Here is an 18676-nt window from a genome sequence, read left to right on the forward strand (position 1 = left end):
ACAAAAGCGTACGGGTTTAGTGCTTAAGAATAATAATTCGAGAGCTCAATTAGGTTGCCCGCCGCTTATCATCTGAAAGGTGGTGTCAGTTAGGCTTGGGGATTCACACGCTATAAGCTTAATCTTTACTGGAACACAGTTCAGAGATTCGGTCACACATGGCTTGGTTGACTGCGAAGTGGGTGTTGAGGAATGCTAGTTGGGCAAGTGCCGATTCAGCGGTGCGCTCGTAGCCTTGGGTAAAGGTTGGTAGCAATTGGGCAAACTTAGGGAAGCGTGCTTCTAGCCTTCTATCCGACATAAATTCATCAACGAATTCAGGCTCAGATTGTTCAGTTTGATCCACAAGATCAATCAAACGATCGAGTGCGTAAGATTGAACGAACCGACTGCCCGATAGCTTTTCGCCTCGGTTATAACGAGACATACCCACATAAAGATTGGTTAGTGCCTCACCAATGATCCACTCTTGGGAGTTTGCGTGTGCCTCCCCTTTTACTGGTGGGATACAGCACTGAGTATCAAATTCAGGTTGCTGCCAAACAATGCGCCCTTCAGCAAATGGAATATGCGCTAACTCGTGGGATTCAAACACCGCAAATTCGCAAAAGATTCCGTCAGCGTATAAGACTTTATAGCCATCGACGGTGTTTCTCACCGCGTAGTCGATTGGGTGAATATCAGATAGCCAATGCAAGCTGTCTAAGAAATACTGCTTATGCCCCGTTTGTACTATCGCGAAAAAATCGACATCTGAATACTGATCAAGTCGTTCTGTTTCAATACCTACCGAGCCCAATCCCAGTAAAGCATGAGCCTTACCCGATGCTTCCAAAGACTCCCCAATCGCATCTAAACGCTGTAGTAATTTTTCTGGTGTGTTTATATGTCTTGTCTGCATCACTTTATCCGTTTGCATTGCTAAACCCCTATCAAGTTGAATGCCACTCAACCTAACTGATAGTTAGAACATCTAAGAAGCTTAATTTATAAAATATGTGTTTTGGATAACGATCTGCGCAAGTTATTGTTTGAATAACAACAGGATTTCGGAGTAAAAAAGAGTGCGTTCAACCGATAAACAACACTCTTCTATCATGACTTACCTTTTTAACCGCTGATCTTTTTAACAGCATATATTTTAAAAAATCTTAGCCTATAAAATCTTTAGGGTTAAACCGATGACTTCGCTAAGTAAGCTGCCATTTCTTGTGGTGGCACCATGCCTCCGCCAGTCGCCCACACAAGATGCGTTGCATTCGCTAGCGTCGACTCATCAATTTTTAGGCGATCAAGATATTCTCTATTCTGCTCAACATGAATCACACCTGGCATACCCGCTAATGCTGAAGGTTCAAGTTGAATACCCTCCACTTGGTTCAGTTCGCCTAGCAATTGATACATACGTTCATCGGTTAATGTGTAATAACCATCAAGCAAGCGCTCCATAGCGCGACCCACGAAACCTGAAGCTCGACCCACCGCCAAACCGTCTGCGGCGGTGAGGTTATCGATACCAAGATCTTGCACCGCAATCTCATCATGCAATCCCGTATGAACACCGAGCAACATGCAAGGCGAATGGGTCGGCTCAGCAAAAATACAGTGCACGTGATCACCAAAAGCCATCTTCAATCCAAATGCAACACCACCGGGGCCGCCACCCACACCACATGGCAAGTAAACAAACAAAGGATGCTGTTCATTAACCACAATCCCCTGTTGCTCGAATTGCTTCTTAAGCCTTTCTCCAGCCACAGAGTAACCAAGGAACAGTGTTTGTGAGTTTTCATCATCTATAAAGAAGCAGCGTGGGTCTTGCTCCGCTTCTTTACGTCCTTGTTCTACCGCAACGCCATAGTCTTGTTGATACTCGACCACGTTAACACCGTGCTCTCGCAGTTTACTTTTCTTCCAAGCTCTCGCATCTGCCGACATATGAACAGACACTGTAAAACCTAGCTTGGCACTCATGATACCGATCGACATGCCTAGGTTACCCGTTGAACCTACCGCAATGCTGTATTGTTGGAAGAAGTCACGGAATTCAGGTTCGAGCAACTTGCTGTAGTCATCGCTCTCACACAGTAACCCCGCTTCAATCGCAAGCTTTTCGGCATGCGTTAGTACTTCATAGATACCACCGCGCGCTTTGATTGAACCGGAAATCGGTAAATGGCTGTCTTTCTTCATCATCAAACGCCCTTTTATTGGCTGCCGATAATGAGTTTCTAATGCTAACTTCATTGCAGGGATATCGATAAGCTCAGATTCGATGATGCCATTCGTCACATGAATTTCAGGGAATGCCTTCACCAGATAAGGGGCAAACCTTTGTAACCTCAAACTCGCATCATGAATATCTTGTTCGCCTAAACCCACATAAGGCAAACCGCGCTCCAGAGTCGTCACATTTGGGTTAAACCAAACCACTTCTTCCAATGCAATCAATTGTTGAAGCAGTGGGAAGTCCGAGATGAGCTTGTCGATATTTAATACAGTCATGGGTGACCTTTTCTGGCTAAGCGCGTACTGCGCAGGTTCAATCATTAGTAAACCTATTTAAACGGTATTTGTGTAATCATTCAATGATCTGTAGGCTAGCCTGTCTTCTCATAAGCAAACAGTAGAACAACCTATGAGCGCCTCTCTTCGTAATAGCATTTTCGTCATGTTAGGGATTCTATTCCTAGCACTTAACCTTCGTGGGCCTTTTACGAGCTTGGCTCCTGTGCTTTCTCAGGTTATGGAAGGCCTCAACCTTACGTCGTCGGCTGCTGGCTTCTTAACAGCTTTGCCACTGTTAACTTTTGCCTTATTTTCACCATTAGTCACCAAGATATCCCAACGAATTGGTCTAGAACCAAGCTTGCTCTTAGGCTTAGTTTTGATCACTACGGGTATTACACTGCGCTCTTTTGGAGCAATTCCGACGTTATACATCGGCACAGTAATGATTGGACTTGGTATCGCGATTGGTAATGTGTTGTTGCCTGTAGTAGTGAAAATTAGCTTCCCGACACGCATCGCTACTGTGACTTCTCTGTACATTTTTACGATGGGCATCGGTTCGACGTTAGGCTCAAGTTTGATGGTGCCGTTTTCAAATCTAACCTTATTTACGATCACGGGTTGGCAATTAGCGCTGTTAATGAACTTGGTATTTCCAATATTAGCTTTGATGATCTGGTTGCCTAAAATCAGAAAACGCTCATCTTCGGCCAGCAATAACAAGCAACAAGACAAACCTCTGCCGATGAAACAGATGATTAAAAGCGGCGTAGCGTGGCAAGTAACGTTAGCGCTTGGGCTTAACTCATTTACCTTCTACTCTTTGGCTGGCTGGTTGCCACAGATATTGAACGATCTTGGCTACAGCGAAATCGACGCGGGCTACATTTATGGATTTCTGCAATTTTCGACTATGGTTCCAGGGCTGCTGTTACTGCCATTCTTAGCCAAAAGTGACAATCAACAATGGCTCATCACTCTGTGTGCATCGAGTGTATTTGTTGGATTGATTGGTCTTCTGTATTTGCCTGAGTTTGCGATCTTTTGGGTGGGACTGTTTGGATTAGCCAACTGCTCGACATTTATTATCGCGCTCTCTTTTGTTGGCTTGCGTACATCGAATAGCAGCCAAGCCGCATCATTGTCGGGTATGGCTCAGGGAATCGGTTATGCGTTGGCAGCCACTGGCCCAACGCTGGTGGGTAAGCTTCATGCTCAGACAGATTCTTGGAGTGTGCCGATTCTGTTGGTCGCATCTGTTGCCTTTGCGTGCACGATTTTCGCGGCATTGGCAGCACGAGATAAGAAAGTGAGCGTTTAGGCAAACAGAATGATTATGGTATCGCGACTTTATTTGCTCGCGACTCTATGGCTGACGACGGTTTTGATGTATTCACTTGGCGACAAACCAAATTTGCCTTTAAAGCGCTGACTAAAACGCCCTTCCGATTGGTAACCGCAAGACTGAGCCAACATCGCCACATTCTGCTGTCCGTTTTGCATCAGATAAAGCGCGTGACTCAAGCGAACTTCAGCCAGTACCTCTCGATATTGCATGCCTTCCAGTTTGAGCTTCCGAATCAATGTCCCTCGGCTCATCGCAAATCGCTCCGCCACCGACTCTAGCGGATGCTTCTCATCTGGTGAATGAGAAAGGTAATGGCTGAGCTTTTGGCTAAACGAGACGTTGGCACTGGCAAACAATCGATGCAATACCCCTTTTTCGGCTAATTGCTGGTACAAGCCCTGCAACCAAAACTGTTGAGTCTCTTTGCTCATGCTCTGTGTATCAAAAGAGAACAGAGCATTGAGTGAGTCTTGTAAGTTTCGATCCACTTTTACTGTAGGCAGTCCCAGATCATTCGACCGTTCCTCACTTAAATCAAGCATCGCCTGAGAAGGTTGGAATTGAAAGCTGAACACTCGCGACAAGAAGCGCCCTTTGTGGGGCATGTTCTCAAAACTTAGTGAAGCTGATGCCTCACACAACAACAGCTCAGAATGTGAGAGCTCAGCCGCTGAATCTTTCCAAAACAGGCGCTTACTGCCTGTAATAATCTGAATGATACTAGGGGATAGAATCCTCACATTACGCAGTTTTTGTAACTGCTCTGCACGAAAGATCGTCACTTGATATTGATGATTCATCTCATCCCCTTGTTTACTTATTATGCACGTGTATAAGCTTTAACGTACATAAGCTATTAACGTGTATAAGTTGCGGTCAGTTTAGCTTTGTCTAAAGCCATGCTGTTCAACGTGAATCCAACCACAGCCGACGGCGTATTTTCGTCGAGGTTAAGTTTGTCCGCTGGTAATGCCCAAACCGTGAACTGGTAACGGTGCATACCATCTTTTTCTGGAGGACAAACGCCACCGTAGCCAACTGTACCGTAATCAATGCGACCTTCTTTGCCACCGACTTTAGAGATGTCGACACCGCGAGGTAGCTCGTTCACAGTTGCAGGGATATCAAACGCAACCCAATGCCAGAAGCCACTTTCAGTCGGTGCATCTGGATCATAAGCTGTGATAGCAAAGCTTTTGGTACCTGCTGGTGCATCTTTCCACATCAATTGTGGTGATTGATTATCGCCGTCACAACCCCAACTAGAGTATTCAAAAGTCTTTGCCATTGGGTGACCTTCTTGAATATCGTTGCTGGTTAATTCGAACGCATGAGCAGAGCCTGTAGCCAAAATACTGATTGCCAATACTGATTTGATGATGAGTTTCATGATGGTTCCTCTTATTAGGTATGAGCCCAGTATAGTCCCCACATTTCGCCCAATAATGACAGTAAGTACACAATTATCTATTTTATTTCAAATAAATGATACTTACTGTATTTGTACTTTATTATTTAAAAGCATGACCCACTCGACAATTTGTTGTTAAAAGAACACTTGTTGACATTCAGGTTACAAATCGCGCCCAAAACTCTTTAGACTCGCCCCACGACTTTTAACGAGAATGATTGGATGCGCAGGTTTACATTAGCTCTTTGCTTGATCTTTTGGCTCCCAACCCTAGTCAATGCCCAAAGTTTGCAAGATAAGTGGCAAACTCTGTATCAACTGAGCTGGCAATCATCCCCACTCTTAGTATCTCAACAAGAGTTGGCTCAGTATCCGAAAGTTCTGCTCCATGAAAATAGCCGCTATCCTGATTTCAACCAATTCAGTTGGGACGACATCGCAGCGTTAGCGTCAATACAAGATCACTGCCAAGCGATTGAAAGCAGTAACCCTTCATTACATGAAGCCATCGAGTTCGAGCTCGCTCTGTGTCAGCAACAAACATTGGATTCGATTTGGTTTGCAGCACACTCCAAACGTCACCCTGCCGGTGGCAGCTTTGCTGGTCGTTATTTAGCCGCTTACCCAGATGTGACCGAGCAGATACGCCCATTTTTGAGTCTTACCAACCCTCAGCACCCTTTATATAACAAGCTAGAAAACCTAAGCGCACAAGGCAGAGAAGCACTGCTCAGTGGATACCGTGCTTGGCAACAAGATGATGTGCTTTGGTTAAGTGGCGAACAAGGCTGGAAAGCCATTCCCTTAAATGTTTGGCAACCTATTGCAGAGCGACAAGAGGTATCTTTGACGGGTGAAACCTGTACTTTTCGTTACAGCAACGTGTGCTTAAGCGAGCCTAGCAATGACAATCTGATCATGAAAACCTTGATCTTTACATTGCTGTTAACGTTGCTTTCCGGGCTCGCTAGAGTCTTATACCTAAGAACAAAACAACGAAAAGAGAGGCAGTTCGTTTTACAGCTTCTTACTCATGAACTGCGCACGCCTATTACTAGCCTAGGCTTAACCGTCGAAATGTTTAGAAATCGCTACGATGACTTTTCTGATGAAACTCAAAGTGCGGTTTGGCGTTTAATATCTGACTATCAAAGGCTTTCTCAGCTCACCGAAAACAGCAAAGTGTACCTAAGTTCGGATCAGTCAGAGCCTTTGTTGAAGCAAAACGCTTCATTAGAAGAGTGGCTCGATCATGTCTGTGAAAAGCACAATATTTCTTATCAATGTGAAGCGCGTGAAGTTGAACTGAACCTTCCCTATTACTGGCTAACCATCTGCTTGGATAATCTAATCAAGAATGCCAAACAACATGGTAAAGGTGAGGTTTTGGTAAAGGTCGAACTCGGTGACAAGCTGACGATTGAGGTACAAGACGAGGGGCACTTCCCTTCACCGATACAACGGCTCATGTCTGGTGTCACGCCAAGTGAAACGCACGAACTGGATAACATGGGCATTGGCCTGACTATTGTCGAGCACTTGATGAAGCAAGCGAATGGCCGCCTCATTATTCTTCGTAACCCAACCCGATGTATTTTGGAAATTGCTTATGAACACCCTACTGCTGATTGAAGACGACCAACTGCTTGGACAAGGCCTCGTCAGCTTCTTTGAATCCAATGGTTACCAATGCCTTTGGGCGAAGGATTCAGAGAATGCCAGTAAGAAATGGTTTCGAGCCGATCTTGTGATACTGGATCGACAGCTTGAAGATGGGGACAGCTTGCAACACCTTCCAAACTGGTTGCTCCTCAAAGCGCTGCCTGTGATTGTGTTGACCGCTAAAGTAGAAGTTCAACAACGTGTTGAAGGTTTAATGGCGGGTGCCAAAGACTATGTGACTAAACCATTTTCGAACGACGAATTACTCGCTCGAGTCATTACCCAGCTACGTCCGTTAGGTGTGAGCCTCTTAACTTACGCAAATATCCAAATCAACTTGTCGGAACGGATCGCTTATCTGGATGAAAGCCCTGTAACACTAAAACCTAAAGAGTTTCAGCTATTGGTACTGTTTGTTCAGAACCAAAGTCGTGTGTTTCACCGAGATGAATTACTCAATAAGATTTGGGGATATCAGGCTTTTCCTAGTACCCGAACTATTGATAATCACATACTGCGCTTACGCCAGAAGCTGCCAACATTGAATATAGAAACACATCGTGGCGTTGATTACCGCTTGGCCGGGGAATCATAATGAAAGTTACTTCGTTAACCGCACTGATCTACACATTGCCGCTCGCAAGTCATGCGGCATGGTTTACCGACACGCCATTGCAGCACACCTATCAATCTCTACTTGATGACCAACCTCAAGTTGCGTGGCAAGAGCTGCAAATCGCACTCGATCACAAATCACTCGATAGTGAGCTTTGGCTGCCAGTCAAACAAGAGATCCTGAGCCAGACTCAATGTGGAACCTTACTCAAACAAAGTGCTGAGCCAAAACACCACATCCAAGTCAGCTTCATTCGACGCTATGGCCTGTCGTCGCACGGTTATCAAATCAAAGTCTCTGCCGAGCAACTCAGCAAAGGCTCAGAAACTCAAACTCTTTCTTTGGTATCGCCTAAAGGTAAAGTCCTTCTCGATGGACAACTCGCTTCCAATAATGAGTATCAAGAGATTGAAACCAATGAAATGTTCATCAAACCCGAATCTGGTGTTTATCAACTAAAGATAGGTTCAAATCACTACCCTATTATTGTCGCTTTAAATAACAGTAATCGATGGCTGACGCTCGAAAGTAAACTCAGCGAACCACATATCGTGCTCTCGCCTCCAAAGGTGATCGACAACTGCCCCGACGCTAACGTGAGTTGGCAATGGTTTGATGAAAACTACAACCTGCTGGGTTACAAAGTGCCAATCAAAACAGCGCAAGCACCCGTTCCCACAGAAAGTCCACTTGGAACCAAAGCCAAGCACTTGAGTGCTTCGGTTGAAATGTTTGAATACCAAGGCGCTATTGAAGTCCAATATGTGCAGCGCGTCGCCGTGCCTTTCTAATGGAAAACCACTAAAGCCAAACAGAAAATAGAGACATATAGGTGACAAAGCACTAGCGCTACTTAGGTGTAATAACCGTAGTTACCCTTTACGGAATCTAAATATGCTCAGCGTACGTCACCCACTCAATCTTTCTAATTTTGCCATTGTGGCTTTAACAACAGCTTGTCTGTTTTCATCCAACGCACAAGCGAGCCAAATAACGCTCACCAGTAACAACAATACCGTCGCTACCTCATCGAATACTTTAGAGGTCGATTGGAACGGCTTAAGCGTTAACAGTGCTGCTCTCACCGTTGATAGCCAACCACAGAAAGCGACCAATCTGGTCATTGGCTTTTCCGATAAAGCTGACTCAGCAAAAATCGCCACTTGGACCTTAGTACCCAGTGGAATAAACGTTAAGGCAGAGCTTAATCAAGACCAGCTCACTTTTCAGTTCAGCTTACCTTCAAATATACAGGTGAAACGAAACAAACCCATCGAATTGGCGTGGTTTGATCTTGCCGAACAACAAACTCAGACACTATTTCTTCCGTTTAGTGAAGGTATGCGCGTGCCTACTGACAACAAGCTTTGGGCAAGTTATCTCGTCGGTAACCATTCTGGAAGTAACACTACTCAAGACTTGAAGATGCCTTTTTGGACAGTACAGCAAAACAATCATTTCATTAGCTATCAAATGGTTAATGCAACCAACAATCAACTGCTCTTTTCAGATGCATCCTCTAATGCTTCCTCAAATACAAAAACCAAAATTGATATGAAGGCAGCACACCAATTTACGATGCTCAATCAGTCACAACCTTTTCTTGTTCGTATCACCCTCGGAGACTCGTGGTTAGATGGTGCCAAACAATACCGAGATTGGCGCATCAATAATGACCAGTCTGAAACGCTTGTAGCAAAGCAAAAGCGCAATCCAGATGTGACTAAGTTGATCGGCGCGAGCCACGTTTACCTATTTGGCAAAGACCCATTAAGCATCCAAGATGTGAGTGACTGGTGGGGATTGAAAACATGGTATCTAGAGGGCTCTAAACTCAATGTTTCTGCGGAAGCGAAAAGAGAGCTATCGTCACTCTCCAAGGGGAAAGATTGGTTCAGTCAGTACCACAAACAACTATTGTTGGACTCTATTAGCCAGTCATTGCAGGTGTTATATCCTGTTGGTAATCCGACACTCGAAGACAACACGATTAAAGCGCAATATAAAGCAGCACAGGATAAGAAGAACTGGTTGCTAGAGCACGCTTCCCCTTACCTAAACTCGTCAGAGACTTGGGGACAAGCGCTGTCTTCAGACATGGTCGCTAATCTAACTAAGGCAGGCTTAAACAAACTGTGGCTTGGATTCGATAATTGGATGCCAGCATTCTATCAACCTAACGCTGTGGGTCTGGCAAAACAGTCCGGATATCTGGTCGGTACTTACGATTCCTACAACACCGCAATTCCTGCGAAGCTCAATGACAACTGGCTAACCGCTCAATTACCAGAGCCGATGCGTCAAAGTTGTGCGATTGAACTAGCGGATGGGAGTTTGAAAAAAGGATTTCGTGGAAACGGCTTTTACTTAAACCCGAACTGCCATTTAGAATACGTAAAACAGCGTGCTCAAGACATTATGAGATTCGGCAACTTCAACAGCTTGTTCTTAGATGTTGATGCAACCGCCATGGCACGTGAAGATTACCGCGTCTCTATAGACAGTAATGGCAATACAAACGACGAATCAGACATGCTTTCTGCGTTCAACAACCGAATGAAGTGGCTTAGCGAGCAACCTTCGTTAGTATTAGGCTCTGAAGACGGCAACAGCCTAACAACAAAAGGCATCGCGTTTGCACACGGCTTAGAAACGGTTGGTTTTGGTTGGACAGACAAAGACATGAAAGAGAACCGCCAATCTCCCTATTACTTAGGTCGTTGGTACCCAGACCACAAGCCCGACTTCTTCTTTAAGCCGGCCGAGGTTAAAGAGCCCTATAAGTCGCTACTGTTTTCGCCTCAATATCGAATTCCACTTTACCAAGCCGTTTTCCATGATGAAGTAATCAATACGCACCATTGGCATTCAGACAGCCTCAAGTTCACTAATGTACAAGCAGAACGTGACTTAAACGCCATGCTGTACAACACACCACCGATGGTTCACTTGACCAGAGATGAAGCTTTATCAAGTTCAAGCCAGAGAATCAAAGCACTCAAACACTATCAAGATGGCTTTGAACCAATGCACGAACAGTTATGGGATAAACAGTTAGTCGATTCCGAATGGTTAGATAAGAGCGGCGATGTTCAACAAACTGAGTTCAGTGACGGGAGTAAGATCATTGCTAACTTTTCTAACAAGGCATTTCGTTACAACGGTGTCGATATTGCTGCCCTATCGGTCAAAGCTATATTGGCGAATGGGCAAGTCGTCGACTGGCAGCCCGATCATAGTTAGCTTCGATACGGTTTAGACAATAACGAATAATAGGAAGCCTAAGCACTTAACCGCTAAGGTTTTCCCCGTTACTTTTGCTTCCTATTTTGAAAAGCAGTCAGTAGATAGTCGATAAAGACCTTCTTACGTTTCGGCATCAACTGCCTGTCTGCATACACTAGGCTTACTGAAACTTCTGGCATCTCATATTCAGGTAACAGACGAATCAGCTTACCTGTCTTAAAGTGTTCCCGACAAATGAATTCAGGAAGCACCGCCAAGCCGAGCCCATCCACACACGCTGTTAGGCATGCCGTGATGGTATTCACCCGCAACTGACACGGCAGATCGATCAAAATCGACTCTCCGCCTTTTAATTGTAAATGCCACTTGGGTAGACGCGCGGCCTTGTTCACCACCTCAATCATTCTGAATGGCGGTTCAAGATCATCGGGTGAAGAGACGTCATCGAACTGCTCTAAATACTCAGGGCTGGCTGCCAATACACGCTTTGATGTTGTGAGGTAGCGAGAAACCAAGCTCGAGTCCACTAGCTCACCAATTTGTGCGTAAAGATCGATACCCTCCGCAATGATGTCGACTTCTCGATTCGACAGTTCTAAGTTCAAAGTCACGTTTGGGTGCTCTTTTAGGAAGCTGTGGATGTATTTGGCTAATACTTGATGCCCCAATTCGACAGGCAACACAACATTCAACTGCCCTCGGAGCAAATCCTGATTGGCTGAAACCTCTAGCTCAGCTTGGTTCATGATCTCTTGCATCTGCATGCTCGACTGATAAAAGCGCTCACCCTCTGGCGTTAAGACTAAACTTCGTGTCGAACGAGTGATCAACCTCACACCTAGATGCTGTTCCAGCTCGTCTAGCTTTCGGCTGACGGTCGACTTGGTCATGTTCAATGCTTCAGCTGCGTGCGTGAAACTCCCACAATCAACAACTTGTGTAAAAACAGTCACAGCATTTAAGTCCATCGTACTTCTCCCAAAGCGCCATTAGTTAGATTTTTGCAACAGTGTTTCCCTTTTTTCCTATCTTATCAATCAATCGAATTCATTTACAATTCGTTACATCTAAATAAAAACAAAATGAGAAAGAAAAAATGACAGAGAACAACAACGCTTCGCAAACAGTAAGCACAAAAAAACGTAAAAAAGCTCCGCTTATTGCTACTGCGATCATGCTGTCATTGGGTTTAGCCGGTGCTGGATACTGGTACGGCTATGGCCAGTACTTTGAATCTACCGACAATGCCTACCTACAAGGCGACATCACGAATATTAGCCCTAAGGTCTCTGGCTATATTGTTAAGTCTTATGTGAGTGATAACCAATCGGTTAAAGAAGGTGATTTGCTGGTTCAAATCGATGACCGTGATTACCAGTCAGCACTCGCTCAAGCAAACGCCCATTTAAGCGTCGTGCAATCAGACGTCAAAAATCTAGTGGCACAACAAACGTTACAACGTAGCAAGATCAATCAAGCAGAAAGCCGCGTTGATTCTGCACAAGCTGAATACGAACGCGCGATTCAACAAGTGGTACGTTCTCGTAGCTTACTAAAGCGTAACTACGCGTCTCAAGATGAAGTCGATAGCATGGTTGCACAACAAAAAGTAACTCAGGCAGATTTAGAAGAAGCAAAAGCAAACCTCGTTGCAACCAATGACCAATTAACCGTTATCGCTAGTGAGATTGAGCAAGCAAATGCATCCGTGACCGAAGCTCAAGCCCAGAGAGATCAAGCACAGCTTAACCTTGATTACACCAAAATTTACGCGCCAGCAGATGGCGTGATTGGTAAACGCAGCGTACGTGAAGGCTTGCTGATTCAAGCAGGCGCACCACTGATGAGCTTGGTACCAAACAACCAAGTGTGGATTGAAGCCAACTTCAAAGAGACACAGCTAAGTGGTATTCACAAAGGTCAGACGGTTGAAGTAGAGCTGGATGCGTTCCCGGGGCAGCCTCTTGAAGGTGTGGTAGACAGTTTCTCCCCTGCGACTGGCGCTAAATTTGCGCTCCTACCACCAGAAAACGCGACCGGTAACTTCACTAAAATCGTTCAACGTGTACCGGTTAAAATTACTATTCCAGATCAGCAAGAGTTGAAAGGTCGACTGCTTCCTGGTTTGTCTGTGGTAGCGACCATCGATAAACGAGGCTAGACCATGAGTAACGCTGGTGTTGTCACCCAAACAAATGATGATGACGAGGTTTCGAGACGCCATTGGATCGCCCTATTTGGCGGCTTGATTGGCGCGTTTATGGCGATCTTGGATATTCAGATCACCAACTCGTCTCTCAAAGATATTCAAGGTGCGCTATCAGCCACCTTGGATGAAAGCTCGTGGATCTCTACGTCTTACCTAGTCGCAGAGATGATCGCTATCCCACTCAGTGGTTGGCTTTCTAAAGCGCTCGGTAAACGCCGTTATATCACGTGGACGACAGCCATTTTCACCATTTCATCTTTGTTGTGTTCGTTCTCTTGGAACATGACCTCGATGATCGTGTTCCGCGCGATGCAAGGCTTCAGTGGTGGTGCTCTAATCCCGCTTGCTTTCTCGCTGGTGATTCAGTTATTGCCGGTCAACAAGCGTGCTGTAGGTATGGCACTGTTTGGTGTAACCGCGACCTTTGCTCCATCGATTGGCCCTACCTTTGGTGGCTGGCTGACGGAGAACTTCTCGTGGCACTATATTTTCTACATCAATATTCCGCCAGCTTTGCTTGTGATCACCATGATCCGATATGGCTTGGACGATGAAAAGCTCGACCTTGGCACGCTGAAAAAAGCCGATTGGTTTGGTATCGCCACCATGGCATTAGGGCTAGGTTGTTTGGAAGTGGTGTTAGAAGAAGGTAACCGTGAAGAGTGGTTCAGTTCGAGCTTTATTATTGGCTTGAGTATCGTGTCGGCGGTGAGTTTGGTTTACTTCGTGATAAACGAACTCCAACACAAGAAGCCATTGGTTAACCTGCGGCTATTGCGGGATGGGCAATTTGCGATGTCTTGTATCGCCTATTTGATTCTAGGAATGGCATTGCTCGGCTCTATCTATGTTCTACCGATGTATCTCACTCAAATTCAGCAATATAACGCGATGGAAATTGGTGAAGTGCTAATGTGGATGGGTTTCCCACAGCTTCTGATATTCCCAATTGTGCCAAAGCTAACACAGATCATTAAGCCTAAGTACTTGGTTACCTTTGGCTTCGCGATGTTCGGTTTTAGTTGTTACGTAAATACACACATGACAATCGATTTTGGCGGGCAACAGCTGATTTTATCTATGGTTCTGCGTGCTATTGGTAGTCCGTTCATCATGGTTCCGCTGTCTTTGGTTGCCATGAAGAACATCAGCAAAATGGACACGCCAGACGCATCAACGTTAACCAACGTAATGCGGAACTTAGGGGGCGCTTTCAGCATCGCGATTATCGCTACGCTATTGGATAACAAAACCCGTGAGCACTTAGCACACATCAAGGAGTCGCTACCTTCAGTGAGTCAACTTGGTTGGCAGACGCTTCAGCAACAACAAGCGTTTTTCATTCAGTCAGGAAGTGATGCCGCAACTGCGATGCAACAAGCACAAGCAAGTTTGCTCGGCACAATGCAACGTGACGCAGCCATCATGGCTTACAACGATGTGTTCTTAATGATGACGGCGTTCTTGGCTCTAGCGGCAGTATTGATTCTAAACATGCGTGATTAACGCTAGAGTTTCGGTAAATAAAACTTCAAGCAAAGAACAACATTTCGAATAAAAACTCGAACAATAAAACAGATAGGTGAGCTTATCGGCTTGCCTCTTTTTTATTTCTAAAACACGTATAACCCCACTAAAATCAGGTAAAAGTCACCTGCGTTTGAAGGCTTTCATAAATGTTATCTAATACTCTTTAATTACCAATAGTTTATTGAGTGTTTGTATGTGATATAGGCACCTTGACAATGTGCAACTTGACACCTAAATTAAAAAATAACATTTGGTATTAAGGAAAATGGATTTGACCTTACCAACAGACCTTCGAATTTTGATCGTCGACGACTCTAAAAGCGCAACAATACTTATTAAGCAGCAACTGGCTAGTTTGGGAGTTTCGCGCGACTGTATTTTTATTGCGACCGACTATCGAAAAGCCATTAAAGCGGTCGAGACACACTCTTTTCATGTACTCCTCATTGACTACCACTTAGAACAGTCTTTTACTGGCTTTGAGCTGTTGGGCATTCTGTATCGAAACCGCCTCATCGATCATACTGTGGCGACAATCTTGCTCTCTGGGGATATGCGTCAGGAAACAGTATTAACCGCCCTTTCAGGTGAAGCACACCACTTCGTTTCTAAACCGATTAATACTCAAACGTTGGGTAAAAAGATCCAAAGTGCCGTGTCCGTTTCAAAGAAACTCACCCAACTGAATGATTTGTATCCCATTGCCAGTCAAGAGAGATTAGCTCAAGCTTTGGCGATCTCCCCTAATGGTACTAGCGTTCAGTTCGAAGCGACATTGATTGAACATTTAATTGCAGGTAAGAAATGGCAGTTACTCTCTAGCGTCATTAACAACTCCAAAACCAACATGCACCCAACCAAATTGGTGGCTGAGGCGCTGATTCTCGACAGCTTAGGCAAGCCAAATTTAGCCATAGATAAGCTCCACAATTTTCTAATAGCACAGCCACTCTCATTGAGCGTGATTGACTGCTTAAGCTGTATCTATGAAAAACATAAAATGCTGCTGCCTGCTCTTAAATTAGCGATTCGTGCATTTGAGATGACTCCCAGCATCAGCCATCGTGCAATCAGGGCCATCGACTTAGCTGAGAACGCAGATAACACACATATGATCATAAAGTTAGGTGAGATGTATGCAACCCACATTTCAGCTGCTGACATTGATGTCATCCATTCCATTGGTGCGCACTTTAATTCCTTAAAAGCAACGTATCAGCGCGAGACGCAACTAAAGTACAAACGTATTTTGCTTGAGCACGCCAACCAATTCACCGAGTTGGTAAACCTGAAACTTCCGGTAAAACAACAGCAGCAAGTTTTGGCCAGCCTTGCCCTATTTCAGAGCAGCATATTGCTCATCGAAAATAGCCCTCAGATTGCCCACAAAAAAGTGATTAGAGCTTCGACACTGTTAGCGAACAATTTCCACAGCCAACCGACTTATTTGCTCACTCAGTTATTACCCATGCTCGCCCACTTTGGTGAGTACTCTCTTTATCATTTAACAGTGGAATGTCTCAAATCTCGTGGAGAAGCCATAAATCACCAACTTGAGTCCAAAAATGTCGACCCTTCAACGTGTATAAACATTGAAAATTTGGGTTCGATCCAAGAAATAAAGGACTACATTCACAGTTACCCATATTCAGTTGCCGCCAAACTTGACTATATATACGCCGTCAATAAAGCTCATATAGATGAGAAACTTAGCGACGACTATCTAGAAGAAATCTTACAGTTAGAACTTCCTCCAAAATGGAATCAATGGATTAGTGATTCATCAAGGTATGGTTTTTCCACTAAGCCGCCTAGCCCATTTTCAACATTCAGCCGACAGGAGTCCACATGCTAGACTTTGATGCTTTAAACGCCTATTTAGACAATGACAGAGACGTCATTTACGCCGTTTTGTCTACATATCAAGAAGACCATGGCAATTCGCTACAAGAGATCGAAGAGTTGGTTCAACAACAAGATTGGGGCAAGCTTCATTTTACCGTGCACACCTTAAAAGGCATTTTAGCCAGCTTTGGTGAAGAAACGGCCACAGTTGCATTGGAAAGAGTAGAACAAAACACACTCAATAAGCTTGCGCCGCAAGATGATGATCTTTCGGTTATCTACAGCGAAATGAAGATCATTAATCAGCAAATCGATGAGGTTCTTAGCACTTATTAGTCGATAGAATTAAAACGTGCATGGCGATACTTAACAGCCGACACAGCTAAAAGAGTTGAGGTGCTTGGAAACATTGAACCTCGACTCTTAACATTTTTCTCATCATTTCTCCTCTCAATTATAGTTCTAACCCACACCTATAAATTCACGTCATTTATCTAGATAAACCGATGTATAACACATGCTTTATAAACTATCCGTCTTAATGTTTTAAACGAAAAACCAACACACTTGATGAGATGCAAAATAGTTAAATATTTGTAGATCTTTTTGTGACATAAACATACGAAATTGCATTTTATTTATTGGTAAAGAAGAAATTGTTATCTACACTCTAATGAAACCAAGCGTTAATCACTTGGTGGCATAATAAAAAAAACTAAAACGTTCAGTCGGCTAGATAAGGACAAGGAAATGAACAACGATAGTTTTGCTGCGTTTCAGGGGCTCACGGATGAAACACCCATTACCGAATCATTTTCTACCAGTGCAGACCCTTATGCTCATTATCTGAAAGATATTGTTGGCATTGATCTGCTGTCGCGTGAAGATGAGGTGTATTACGCAAAATTGAATCGCGCGGGTGATAAAAAAGCGCGTGATGTCATGATCGAATCAAACCTGCGCCTTGTTGTGAAAATCGCAAAGAGTTACCTAAAACGTAAAGGCAATAATTTCACCCTGCTCGACCTGATCGAGGAAGGCAACATTGGCTTGATTAAGGCCATCGACAAATACGATCCAGAACCAGGCTATCGTTTTTCAACCTATGCTGTTTGGTGGATCCGCGAAAACATTGAAGCCGCACTCATGAACACGGGTCGAACCGTTCGATTGCCAGCCCACGTGTGTAAAGAAATAAACAGCCTCGCCTCAAAAAAGCTCGATGCAAGCAAAAAAATGAGTAAAGAGGTTTCAATTTCTGAGCTATCAGACAGTTCAGGTGTAAAGGCCGAACGCGTGAATCAACTGGTGGCGTTGAGCGGGTTTATTGACGTGACGACAACGGTTGGAACTAGCCATGCGCCTATGGTGCTTGATCAATGCGAAAGTGAATATATCCCAGACCCTCAACAAGATTGTGAGGATCAATCCTTTACCCAAGCTCTAGAACAAATCATCTATACACTTCCTCCAAAATTACAAAAGGTGCTCATCCACCGTTTTGGTTTCTTTGATAACAAGGTGAAAACGCTGTCTGAGGTCGGACAAATGTTGGATGTGAATGTTTCTAATGAACGTGTTAGACAAATGCAGAAAGAAGCGGTCGAAAGAATTCAAAAACGACTCAAATTTGATGGTTGGGTGTAAGTCGTAACCCAGTTGAGAATTAGTTGAAAATAACGTTAAGCCAAAACAAAGACCTTTAGGGTGAGCCTCCAAGCTTGCCCTTTTTGTTTGCTGATTCGTTAGAAAAATAAAAAGATCGTAAGCACACGAACCCTAAGTCGCTAATCCCTAATGCCTAATGCCTAATGCCTAATGCCTAATGCCTAATGAAAAATGAAAAATGACAAATGCCACACCATTAACTTACCTTAAAGAAGTGACTCGCTCACTGCGCAAAATGAGATAATTGATATAAGTGGTTTCAAGACAATCTTGTTCCCACACTGATAAAATCCGTTTAGCCGCAAAATAATAATCTTTGTTTCTCAACAACATCCCAACGGTGCGGCTAAGCTTTTCAAATCGAACGTGATCGCTCGCAGAGATGTAGTCATCGTCACTTTCAATAATGGGCGCTAAACCATCAGCAAACCAATTATTCAATATTTCTCGCATCTCTAATTCAGACTCAGGCACATCCACACTCGACAACTCTCGATGTTGAGGCGGTGGCACTATGTACTTCGACGCTTGCGGTGAACTGACATAACGATACATGTCGTCCCTCCTGTCTAACGGACCCTTCTAATAATTAAGGACATATTTACCTGTTCTCAAGTTTATTTAGCGAAA

16 protein-coding genes are annotated in these 18676 nt (G+C 44.3%); 10 read left to right on the forward strand and 6 right to left on the reverse strand.

Features of this window, described 5'->3' with window-relative positions:
• Positions 1–118: 118 nt before the first annotated feature.
• Entirely contained in the window at positions 119–919 is an 801-nt protein-coding gene (locus AB4351_RS07655) for a hypothetical protein (RefSeq protein WP_372125557.1), read from the reverse strand.
• A 254-nt stretch (positions 920–1173) separates the two neighbouring features.
• Positions 1174–2505, reverse strand: a complete 1332-nt coding sequence (locus tag AB4351_RS07660) for a D-serine ammonia-lyase (protein WP_372125559.1) — start codon at positions 2503–2505, stop codon at positions 1174–1176.
• 133 nt (positions 2506–2638) lie between these two features.
• Between AB4351_RS07660 and AB4351_RS07665 the strand changes: the two genes are divergently transcribed.
• Positions 2639–3832 carry a CynX/NimT family MFS transporter gene (locus tag AB4351_RS07665; RefSeq protein ID WP_136978136.1) on the forward strand — a complete coding sequence of 398 codons (1194 nt, stop codon included), beginning with the start codon at positions 2639–2641 and terminating at the stop codon, positions 3830–3832.
• Between the two features lie 29 nt (positions 3833–3861).
• Here AB4351_RS07665 and AB4351_RS07670 read toward each other — a convergent pair whose 3' ends face one another.
• Positions 3862–4659: a helix-turn-helix transcriptional regulator gene (locus AB4351_RS07670; protein ID WP_372125561.1), complete on the reverse strand. Its 798-nt coding sequence runs from the start codon at positions 4657–4659 to the stop codon at positions 3862–3864.
• Between the two features lie 56 nt (positions 4660–4715).
• Positions 4716–5249: a YbhB/YbcL family Raf kinase inhibitor-like protein gene (locus AB4351_RS07675; RefSeq protein ID WP_372125563.1), complete on the reverse strand. Its 534-nt coding sequence runs from the start codon at positions 5247–5249 to the stop codon at positions 4716–4718.
• A gap of 243 nt (positions 5250–5492) precedes the next feature.
• Here AB4351_RS07675 and AB4351_RS07680 point away from each other — a divergent pair, with 243 nt between their 5' ends.
• The 4 genes from AB4351_RS07680 to AB4351_RS07695 all read left to right on the forward strand — a co-directional run bounded on the left by AB4351_RS07680 (position 5493) and on the right by AB4351_RS07695 (position 10791).
• A complete protein-coding gene (locus AB4351_RS07680) occupies positions 5493–6902 on the forward strand; it encodes a DUF3404 domain-containing protein (RefSeq protein WP_372125565.1) in 1410 nt (469 codons plus the stop codon).
• Positions 6880–7527: a response regulator transcription factor gene (locus tag AB4351_RS07685; RefSeq protein WP_372059019.1), complete on the forward strand. Its 648-nt coding sequence runs from the start codon at positions 6880–6882 to the stop codon at positions 7525–7527. Before AB4351_RS07680 ends, AB4351_RS07685 begins: the two co-directional genes overlap by 23 nt.
• A complete protein-coding gene (locus AB4351_RS07690) occupies positions 7527–8339 on the forward strand; it encodes a DUF2861 family protein (protein WP_017060501.1) in 813 nt (270 codons plus the stop codon). Before AB4351_RS07685 ends, AB4351_RS07690 begins: the two co-directional genes overlap by 1 nt.
• Before the next feature lie 103 nt (positions 8340–8442).
• Complete coding sequence (locus AB4351_RS07695; protein WP_372125567.1) at positions 8443–10791, forward strand: glycoside hydrolase; 2349 nt, start codon at positions 8443–8445, stop codon at positions 10789–10791.
• Positions 10792–10859: 68 nt separating this feature from the next.
• Here AB4351_RS07695 and AB4351_RS07700 read toward each other — a convergent pair whose 3' ends face one another.
• A complete protein-coding gene (locus AB4351_RS07700) occupies positions 10860–11762 on the reverse strand; it encodes a LysR substrate-binding domain-containing protein (protein ID WP_372125569.1) in 903 nt (300 codons plus the stop codon).
• Positions 11763–11890: 128 nt separating this feature from the next.
• Here AB4351_RS07700 and AB4351_RS07705 point away from each other — a divergent pair, with 128 nt between their 5' ends.
• The 5 genes from AB4351_RS07705 to AB4351_RS07725 all read left to right on the forward strand — a co-directional run bounded on the left by AB4351_RS07705 (position 11891) and on the right by AB4351_RS07725 (position 18025).
• On the forward strand, positions 11891–12955 hold the full coding sequence (locus tag AB4351_RS07705; RefSeq protein ID WP_017072190.1) for an HlyD family secretion protein: 1065 nt from the start codon (positions 11891–11893) through the stop codon (positions 12953–12955).
• A gap of 3 nt (positions 12956–12958) precedes the next feature.
• Positions 12959–14509, forward strand: a complete 1551-nt coding sequence (locus AB4351_RS07710) for a DHA2 family efflux MFS transporter permease subunit (RefSeq protein WP_017060506.1) — start codon at positions 12959–12961, stop codon at positions 14507–14509.
• Positions 14510–14798: 289 nt separating this feature from the next.
• On the forward strand, positions 14799–16388 hold the full coding sequence (locus AB4351_RS07715) for a response regulator (RefSeq protein WP_017064673.1): 1590 nt from the start codon (positions 14799–14801) through the stop codon (positions 16386–16388).
• A complete protein-coding gene (locus AB4351_RS07720; protein ID WP_017060508.1) occupies positions 16382–16714 on the forward strand; it encodes an Hpt domain-containing protein in 333 nt (110 codons plus the stop codon). The genes AB4351_RS07715 and AB4351_RS07720 overlap by 7 nt, the downstream gene beginning before the upstream one ends.
• Positions 16715–17128: 414 nt before the next feature.
• Entirely contained in the window at positions 17129–18025 is an 897-nt protein-coding gene (locus AB4351_RS07725; RefSeq protein WP_372125571.1) for an RNA polymerase sigma factor RpoD/SigA, read from the forward strand.
• Positions 18026–18247: 222 nt separating this feature from the next.
• Here AB4351_RS07725 and AB4351_RS07730 read toward each other — a convergent pair whose 3' ends face one another.
• Positions 18248–18601 (reverse strand): hypothetical protein, encoded by a 354-nt coding sequence (locus AB4351_RS07730; protein WP_017060510.1) that lies wholly within the window; start codon positions 18599–18601, stop codon positions 18248–18250.
• Between the last annotated feature and the right edge of the window lie 75 nt (positions 18602–18676).

Origin of the sequence: Vibrio sp. 10N.261.51.F11 (genome assembly GCF_041471665.1) — a bacterium.
GTDB classification, from domain to species: domain Bacteria; phylum Pseudomonadota; class Gammaproteobacteria; order Enterobacterales; family Vibrionaceae; genus Vibrio; species Vibrio crassostreae_C.